This is a genomic window from Blautia sp. LMAG:89, assembly GCF_008679485.1.
GTDB classification, from domain to species: Bacteria; Bacillota; Clostridia; order Lachnospirales; family Lachnospiraceae; genus Blautia_A; species Blautia_A fusiformis.
Genome location: NZ_NANC01000006.1, coordinates 20,323 through 28,752, shown reverse-complemented (window position 1 = coordinate 28,752; position 8,430 = coordinate 20,323). Strand labels below are relative to the sequence as shown.

9 protein-coding genes are annotated in these 8,430 nt (G+C 43.9%); 7 read left to right on the top strand and 2 right to left on the bottom strand.

Annotated features, from left to right (window positions below; all coding sequences use genetic code 11):
- Positions 1-310 precede the first annotated feature (310 nt).
- A complete protein-coding gene (locus CCC70_RS09780) occupies positions 311-880 on the top strand; it encodes a MerR family transcriptional regulator (RefSeq protein WP_270390213.1) in 570 nt (189 codons plus the stop codon).
- A 46-nt stretch (positions 881-926) separates the two neighbouring features.
- On the opposite strand, the gene CCC70_RS09775 is transcribed toward CCC70_RS09780, so the two are convergent.
- Entirely contained in the window at positions 927-1,097 is a 171-nt protein-coding gene (locus CCC70_RS09775) for a DUF362 domain-containing protein (protein WP_015527180.1), read from the bottom strand.
- A gap of 208 nt (positions 1,098-1,305) precedes the next feature.
- Here CCC70_RS09775 and CCC70_RS09770 point away from each other — a divergent pair, with 208 nt between their 5' ends.
- Positions 1,306-1,506, top strand: a complete 201-nt coding sequence (locus tag CCC70_RS09770; protein WP_278603655.1) for a DUF1858 domain-containing protein — start codon at positions 1,306-1,308, stop codon at positions 1,504-1,506.
- Between the two features lie 106 nt (positions 1,507-1,612).
- Here the strand turns inward: CCC70_RS09770 and CCC70_RS09765 are convergent, their stop codons facing one another.
- Positions 1,613-2,380, bottom strand: coding sequence for an adaptor protein MecA (locus CCC70_RS09765; RefSeq protein WP_021651393.1), 768 nt, complete (start codon positions 2,378-2,380; stop codon positions 1,613-1,615).
- Between the two features lie 359 nt (positions 2,381-2,739).
- On the opposite strand from CCC70_RS09765, the gene CCC70_RS09760 reads away from it, so the two are divergent.
- From CCC70_RS09760 to CCC70_RS09740, 5 genes are all read left to right on the top strand, one after another.
- Positions 2,740-3,009, top strand: coding sequence for a hypothetical protein (locus CCC70_RS09760; protein ID WP_021651392.1), 270 nt, complete (start codon positions 2,740-2,742; stop codon positions 3,007-3,009).
- 185 nt (positions 3,010-3,194) lie between these two features.
- Positions 3,195-4,844 carry a glycosyl hydrolase family 18 protein gene (locus CCC70_RS09755; protein ID WP_278603654.1) on the top strand — a complete coding sequence of 550 codons (1,650 nt, stop codon included), beginning with the start codon at positions 3,195-3,197 and terminating at the stop codon, positions 4,842-4,844.
- Positions 4,845-4,926: 82 nt separating this feature from the next.
- Complete coding sequence (locus tag CCC70_RS09750) at positions 4,927-5,649, top strand: N-acetylmuramoyl-L-alanine amidase (protein WP_243121575.1); 723 nt, start codon at positions 4,927-4,929, stop codon at positions 5,647-5,649.
- Between the two features lie 69 nt (positions 5,650-5,718).
- Positions 5,719-7,716: a hypothetical protein gene (locus tag CCC70_RS09745; protein WP_278603653.1), complete on the top strand. Its 1,998-nt coding sequence runs from the start codon at positions 5,719-5,721 to the stop codon at positions 7,714-7,716.
- Positions 7,706-8,416 carry a glycosyltransferase family 2 protein gene (locus CCC70_RS09740; RefSeq protein WP_278603652.1) on the top strand — a complete coding sequence of 237 codons (711 nt, stop codon included), beginning with the start codon at positions 7,706-7,708 and terminating at the stop codon, positions 8,414-8,416. Before CCC70_RS09745 ends, CCC70_RS09740 begins: the two co-directional genes overlap by 11 nt.
- Positions 8,417-8,430: the final 14 nt, after the last annotated feature.

The window sequence follows — 8,430 nt, the reverse complement described above, 5'->3', positions numbered from 1 at the left end:
GCCAAGCAGAGAAACGGTCCTATCGGAACTGTGGAGCTGGTATGGCTGCCGAGATATACCCAGTTTGTAAATATGAAAAAATAGAGCCGTGCAGACGGTAAATGAAAGGCTGTCAGGATGAAAGCTTATAGTTATCCTGGTGGCCTTTTGTATTTTTGTCTGTGTGATCGTGGAGTTCGGGATGCTATGGATATAGGCAAAGAGTCATATTTGGTAAAATTATGTCAACCGATTATTCTTGCTATTTCCTGATCTCAGGGGTTATACTGTAGACAGCAGCAGTGAATCTCTATATAAGGGGGCGTTCACAATGGAAAAAAGATATACAGTCAGACAGGCCGTAACACTGACCGGAGTGAAATCTTATGTCCTGCGTTACTGGGAGGAAGAACTAGAGCTTCGGATCGGACGCAATGAACTGGGACATCGCTATTATACACCGTTTGATATCCAGCTTTTTCTTAAAATAAATGAGCTGAAAAGTAAAGGACTTCAGTTGAAAGCAATCCGTACACTGATCCCACCGGAGGCAAGAAAGGCAGATACACCGGATTTTTCAGAATCTGGTATCAGGATCCTGGATGGAGAAGCTGTTGAGCTTGAAGATATCCCAATGAAAAAAACGGGATCTGAAAAGGAGTTCATGGAAAAAGCGGAATCCGGGAATACAGAGAAGTGCGGAGCAGATAACGATAAGATACTGGAGTTTCAGGAAATCATGGAACGCCTGATCCGTGAGGAAATGCAGAGAAAGAAAGAAGGAGAGTACCGGTGTCGTTCTCTGGATGAAGCGATCCGCAGGCAGCAGCAGGCAAGAAGAGAAGCGGCAGCTTCCTGTGAGGGAAAAAAGAATAAAAAAAACAGAAAAGGCTGCCGGTAAACCGGCAGCCTCACTCATTATAGCAGCTTATCAAGCTAATGATGCATTACTCAGCAGAGATAGCACCAACTGGACAGGCCTCAGCGCATGTTCCGCAGTCAACACAAGCGTCTGCGTCGATTACATAATGCTCGTCTCCCTGAGAAATAGCCTCGTTCGGGCACTCACCCTCACATGTTCCACAGCTAACGCACTCGTCAGAAATTACATATGCCATAATTGATATCCTCCTTTTAAATTGTGTATTATATGTATCCCCTACCAGGGATTCTATTCCCATTCTAATATATCTGCATAAAGAATACAAGTATAAATTTATAAACAAAACTGAAAATTCGTAACCCGTTGATTCCATTCCGGATTCGTATTATAATAGCAGAACGGAATGAAAATATTTCGATAAAACAGTAAAGGAGAATACAATCATGGTAAAAGTTACAAAGAGCATGCTGATCGGAGAACTGCTCACTGTAGACCCGAATATCGCACCGATCCTGATGAGAGCAGGAATGCATTGTCTTGGCTGCCCGTCTTCACAGATGGAATCTCTGGAAGAAGCAGCAATGGTCCATGGCCTGGACGCAGATGTCCTCGTAGCTCAGATCAATGATTTTCTTGGTGAGTAATAAACAGAAGCTTTTTTGCTGAAACAAAAGGACCGCTGTCGGGAAATGCAGATCATATGGATCGCATTCCGACAGCGGTTTGTTTGTCTGTAGGATATTTGGTTTGTCAGATATTCAGAAGCTTCTGAAGTGCATGATCAGCGATCAGTGCACAGTGCTCTCTGAGGTAGGCTTCACCGGCTGGTGTGAATGCGCGGCCGATGCCATACTCGGAAAGGATATTGCAGACCTTGTTAAATTCTTCAGGTGTACAGTCTGACTGATGAAGTACCAGCTGATAGACACCGTCTTCTCCTTCACGATAGAGAGTATTATCACCGGTAAAGAAACCATTCATACCATGAGATGCGGCAATAACATCATCCAGCCCCGGGAAAGAGTACAGGCGTATAAGCTTTACAGAACTCTCAGCCGGCTGCTGTGATGCATCCGGAGTTTCTGTTGCCTGAGAGGCGGAAGTTTCCGCCCTTTTTTCTTCCGGTTTCTGTGAAAGATCCTTAAGCTTGGATTCACAGAGCTTCTGGAAGATATCGATGATATTGTCAGCGCCATCGATCTCTACGGTATCGGAAGGTTTGTTGCCCTTGAAGGGTGCAAATTTGGAAAAACGTGTATCCAGTTCTTCAGGATCTTCCACTTTAGTGATAATGAGGATAATACTTTCGGCATTGACAGGAATAGCCTCGATCATCAGAGGAATATTATCTGCTTCAAAACCAAATTGTATCTGTGCCTGCTGCATCATATCACGAAAGAGACGTTTGGCTTTTTCGGTACCGTATGCAAGTTCGCTGATACGGATCTGATGACTGTCCAGATCTTCTTTCGTCAGGGTACAGCGGATCTGATTTTCATTGATTTTTTCTATTTTCATATGATCACATCCTATAGGTAAATAAATTTAATCTTTTACATACTGTATTATATAACAGTTATACACAAGATGTAAAGATGTAGAAACCGGAGAAAAAAGAAAATTTCTGATTCTTTTATAAAAGACTTGCATCTGAAGGGAAATCAGGTATAATGAAAAGCAGAAAAGCTGTCTCCTCCCGGAAACAAGAAGACAGTAACGATAACTTAAAGTCATATTTTTCTGAAGATAAGGATTCTGTGTGAAATTCATCGGCGAGTCTGTCGGTACACAGAGAAATTTCCCCCATTTTATTATTTATATTTTATTACAAGTATCATCCTAACAGGGAAGTTGCAGCTTTTCGAGAACCATTGCTGGTGTTTTCTGAAAATCTAACCAGGAAAGGAGGTCGGGATACGCCAAATATATCACAGGAAAAAAAGAAATCCGCAAAACCCCTTCGAAGGGAGCTGGAGCTTTATCGTGAGAACGGAGTTTCTCTTTATCTCAATGGAGCACCAAGCACTCCGAAAAAAATCGCAAAAGCCTGTCAGATTGCGGAAAACGGGGTCTATATGCGGGATTATACGGAAGATGAAGACGGCCATATCGCCTGTGTAAGCTTTGATCTTATTCGCAAAGAATGACCGTACATAAGAAAAAACGGTTCCCCGGATAACGATCATCCCCTGCACTCATGCATACCATACGGGGAACCGAAATTCTAAAGAAATTGTGAAAAATTATTAAAAGTCGATTTTTATAACGAAATGTAGACAAGATATGTTATAATAAAACAAATTATGACATTTTATACCGAAAGGAAAAAAACATGATAAAAAAACACATACCGGTCCTTGTGGTAGGTCTGCTGATCGTTCTGGTCGCTCTTGCCGGAGGGGCTGTTTACGGGATCAATAAGCTTATACCAAGCAGGAAACAGATGGATCTGACAGAATACTATGGCCAGAATGCAGACGGTGAGGCTGCGTTGATACTTGGAACTGAGAAACTGGAAGAGAAGGCACTTATCTCAGGAGAAGATGTATATCTTCCGCTGGATGTAGTGAACGGATATTTGAATCAGAGATATTACTGGGATAGCGAAAACAAGAAGATACTGTATGCAACACCATCCAGTCTCACGGAGGAACCGGCTTCAGATAAGGCAGACGGAAACGTGTGGCTGAAGGATGACACGGTTTATCTGAAACTGGATTATGTAAAAAAGTATACAGATATCGATTCTTATATAGAGCAGGATCCTGCAAGGGTTGCGATACAGTACAAATTTACCAATGTGGAGACCGTGACCACGAAGAAAGATACCGTGATCCGTTACCGGGGCGGGATCAAGGCGCCGATCCTTTCCAAACTGGCGAAGAATACAGTTCTCCGGCTGATGAATGAAGGAGAGGACTGGGATCAGGTGGCAACCGATGACGGTTACATCGGTTATATTCAGAAGAAAAAAGTAAGTGCTGTGGATACAACGGATTATGAAAGGGATTTTAAAACAGAGTCCTATACATATCTTACCATGGATGAGCCGGTGAACCTAGCATGGCACCAGGTTACCAGCACAGATGCAAACAGCTATTTCGCAGATGCGGTACAGAATATGACAGGCGTGAATGTGATCTCTCCAACCTGGTTTTCTGTAACAGATAACTCCGGAAATATTTCAAGTCTTGCATCTGGGGAGTATGTGATGCAGGCACATGAAAAAGGACTGAAGGTATGGGGACTGGTGGATAATTTTAATGAGAACATGAGTACCACAGAAGTTCTTTCAAAAACCAGTTCAAGGCAGAATCTGGAGAATCAGCTGATCACTTATGCACTGAAAGCAGGAATGGATGGAATCAATGTTGATTTTGAATCTTTGAGCGAAGGAGTAGGAATCCATTTCCTTCAGTTTTTAAGAGAGCTTTCTATCCAGTGTCACGCCAATAATTTGGTACTGTCTGTAGATAATCCGGTTCCGGAAGATTTTACCAGTCATTATGACCGTGCGGAGCAGGGCAAGGTTGTGGATTATGTGATCATTATGGGCTATGATGAGCATTACGTAGGCTCCGATGCCGGTTCTGTGGCATCTCTGCTATGGGTAGAACAGGGGGTTAAGGATACGCTTTCAGAAGTAGCGGCTCAACGGACGATCCTTGCGATTCCGTTCTACACAAGGCTCTGGAAGACTACAGATGGCGGTGCACTGACAAGTGAGGCCATCGGTATGGATCAGGCACAGCAGACGATCAGTGATAACGGAGCAGAAACATACTGGGACAAGAAGACAAGTCAGAATTATGGAACCTATGAAGGGGACGGTGCCACATACCAGATCTGGCTGGAGGACTCTAAGTCTATTGCGGAAAAGGTTAAACTGATCAAAAAATACAAACTGGCAGGTGTGGCAGAGTGGAAGCTTGGATTCGAGAACAGCGGGATCTGGAGCGTGATCACAGAAAACCTGTCATAAACAGAAGAAAACATTGTGATCTTCACAATGCTAAAAACACTCCCGGCAACATATATTAAAATAAATATGCCGGGGGTGTTTTGTGTTGAAAAAACATTTCATAGAATTGGCAATGGCAGTTCTTATGCTGGTCTGTTTTTATATTCTGTCATGGGAAGCGGCAGAAACTGCAGGCAGACTTATAGATGTATCTGGAAATATAAAAGCAGATCAGGTGATCCTGGTGGATGCCGGTCATGGCGGTGTGGATTCCGGAATGGTGGGAATCGGTGGACTGAAGGAAAAAGGAATCAATCTGGATATTGCCATGAAGCTAAAAACGATCCTGGAAAAAAAAGGCCTTGCCGTAGTAATGACCCGGGAAGAAGATAAAGGTCTTTATGAAAATGGTACAAAAAATATGAAAGCACAGGATCTGCAGAATCGTATTGAACAGATCCGGAAATATGAACCGGTGCTTTCTGTGAGTATCCATCAGAACAGCTACAGTGATCCCGGAGTAAAAGGTCCGCAGGTATTTTATTATGAGGATTCGGAAGGCGGAAAAGAACTGGCACTTGCGATCCAGGAAAACATGAATCGGAAGCTTTCCATTGCACGGCCGCGGGTGGCAAAAGAAAACAGAACCTATTATCTTCTGAAGAGAAGTCCGGGTGTGATCAATATCGTAGAATGTGGATTTCTTACAAATCCGGAGGAAGCTGCCCTGCTTCAGACAGAGAAGTATCAGAGAAAGGTAGCAGAGGCTGTGGCTGATGGAATCGTTACATATCTGAAAAAACAGAAGGAAAACGAAAATAATTGAAAAAAATGTGAATAGCCTTTTCATAGGAAGGTGATTCTGCTATACTTTACGTGAATTAAGGAGAATCCTATGCTTGGAATCATTTATCTTATATTATGTATGTTAACAGGAATGGAAATGGCAGGATGTCTGTTTCCGCGTCAAACAACTGAAAGAGGAAACAGGATATGGGTGGTCCTGCCGGCAGCGTTTGGGATGGGAATCCTGATGCTGACCTGGGCAGTCTATATTCTTTCCTGGATGTTCAGCATATGCGCGGGGGCAGAGCATCCTCTTTTTTATGGAAATCTGATCGTATTTCTGGTAGATATCCTGCTGCTTTCGGGAATCTTCCGGTGGAAAAAGAAAAAACAGCAAAAAATGTTTGTGATATCCGAACGGATGATCAGCAGAAAATGGATCCTGAAAAAAGAGCTTCTGCTTTTGGGCATTTTGACGGTTTTTGTGACATGGATGATGTTTTACGTTTTCCATATGAAAGACGGCATTCTGTACTCCGGCTTTTCGGTATACGGAGATTATGCACCCCATACGGCAATGATGCGATCTTTTTCAAGGGGAAATAATTTTCCTACCCAGTATCCGCATTATGGCGGGCAGGATGTGAAATATCATTTTATGTTCCAGTTCCTTGTGGGAAATCTGGAGTATCTGGGCCTTCGTCTTGATCTGGGATATAATCTGGTAAGCATCCTGTCTCTGGCGGGATTTCTTATGGTGCTTTACGGGATCAGCTACCGGATGTTCAAAAGCTTCTGGGCAGGGGCAGCTGCTATTGTTTTCTTTTTTTTCCGCAGCGGAACAGCGTTCTGGCGTTATCTGTGGGAACATCTTCAGGCGGGGGACCTTGTACGGACTCTGGAAGAAAATACGGCGTTTATCGGTTATACTACCAATGAAAACTGGGGATTATGGAATTTCAATGTATATCTGAACCAGCGTCATCTGGCTTTCGGCCTTCTGATGGCAGCTGTAGCGATATGGACCTTTATGGATTGGGTGGAAGCCGGATGCAGTCACAAGGAGCAGGGATTTTTGTGGGTCCGTAATCGCTTTTTTACAAAAAAAGCCTGGATCTGCAGAAATGTGGATACGGCGATCCTTCTGGGGCTGTTTTTGGGATTAACTGCCTTCTGGAACGGGGCTGCGCTGATCGGCGGCCTTCTGATCCTTGCCGGACTGGCAGTGTTTTCTGACGGTAAGCTGGATTATGTGATCTGTGCCGGATTGGCGGTGCTTTTTTCGGAACTGCAGTCGAAGATCTTTGTGTCGGGAAGTGTTATGAGTCCATCCTTTTACTGGGGCTTTCTGGCAGACAATAAAAGCATTTCCGGTGTACTCTGGTATCTGGTGGAGATCAGTGGATTTTTCTTTGTGGGAATGATCGTGGCAGCAGTATTTCTGAAGAGAGGTCAGCGGGCAGTGCTGATGGGCTGTTTGCTTCCAATGGCATTTGCATTTCTGGTATCTCTGACTCCGGACATCAATGTCAATCATAAATATGTGATGATTTCCTATGCCTTTGTGACAGTTTTCTGGGGCTGGATCGTAAGATGTGTTTTCCTTGCAGGGAAAAACAGCTGGAAGAAATGGGCCGGTCGCGCAGCGGCAGCGGTCCTTTGTATCTGTCTTAGTGCAACGGGAATCTATGATTACGTGATCATCTTAAGAGACAATGATTCCGCACACAGGATGACTGTAAATATGGAAAGCAGCCTGACGGACTGGCTCAGTGCAAATCTTAAGAAAAATGATCTTCTGCTGACACCGGAATATACCATGAACGAGGTCACTATGTCCGGTGTCATGCTGTATTGCGGATGGCCTTATTATGCATGGTCTGCAGGGTACGATACGGGCTATCGTGCCGGCCAGGCAGTGCTCATGTATACCACGGATGATCCGGAGCTACTGAAAGCTACCGTAAAACAGGAAAAGATCACATATATCCTGTTTGAGGAGGATATGGAATTTGAACAGCAGGAATGTCGTGAGGATATCATCAGGGAGACATATCCACTGGTGTATACCTCAGAGGATGGGAGAATAAGAATCTATGAAACATGACAGCTTATATATCATTATGCCGGCATATAATGAAGAAAAAAATATCGGGACCGTGATCGAGCAATGGTATCCGGTAGTGGAGAGGATCGGCGGGGACAGCCGCCTGGTGATCCTGAATGATGGAAGCAAAGATGATACCTACAAAAAAATACAGAATTATCAGAAAAATTATGACCGTCTTATAGGAATCGATAAACCGAATGAAGGACATGGAGGAACAATACTCAGGGGATATCGTTACGCAGTAGAAAAAGGTGCCGATTATATTTTTCAGACGGATTCAGACGGCCAGACACTTCCGGAGGAATTCTGGCAGTTCTGGGAAAAACGTCAAAAGTGCGGGCTTCTTATCGGCTACCGGCAGAAAAGAGAGGACGGGCTTTCCAGGGTTTTTGTGACAAGAATACTGCGGCTTGTGCTTTTTCTTATTTTTGGAACCTGGGTAAAAGATGCAAATACGCCATATCGGCTGATGGATGGAAAACAGCTCGCCAAAGTACTGAAGCGTATCCCAGGCGGATTTTTCCTTTCCAATGTGCTGATGACCGTGATCTATGAAAAACATCATCTTTATGTGGAATATATCCCCATTACATTCCGACCGAGACAGGCCGGAAAAAATTCTATCAACATGAAACGGATCATAAAGATCGGAAGACAGGCATTTGCGGACTTTTACCGTCTGCGGGGCAGGATCTGATACAGGAGGAACAG

What these genes read in the sequence shown, in the direction of transcription:
- CCC70_RS09765 (WP_021651393.1), bottom strand. Translation starts at nt 2,380, where the DNA reads ATGAAAATAGAAAAAATCAATGAAAATCAGATCCGCTGTACCCTGACG.
- CCC70_RS09755 (WP_278603654.1), top strand. Translation starts at nt 3,195, where the DNA reads ATGATAAAAAAACACATACCGGTCCTTGTGGTAGGTCTGCTGATCGTT.
- CCC70_RS09745 (WP_278603653.1), top strand. Translation starts at nt 5,719, where the DNA reads ATGCTTGGAATCATTTATCTTATATTATGTATGTTAACAGGAATGGAA.
- CCC70_RS09775 (WP_015527180.1), bottom strand. Translation starts at nt 1,097, where the DNA reads ATGGCATATGTAATTTCTGACGAGTGCGTTAGCTGTGGAACATGTGAG.
- CCC70_RS09740 (WP_278603652.1), top strand. Translation starts at nt 7,706, where the DNA reads ATGAAACATGACAGCTTATATATCATTATGCCGGCATATAATGAAGAA.
- CCC70_RS09770 (WP_278603655.1), top strand. Translation starts at nt 1,306, where the DNA reads ATGGTAAAAGTTACAAAGAGCATGCTGATCGGAGAACTGCTCACTGTA.
- CCC70_RS09780 (WP_270390213.1), top strand. Translation starts at nt 311, where the DNA reads ATGGAAAAAAGATATACAGTCAGACAGGCCGTAACACTGACCGGAGTG.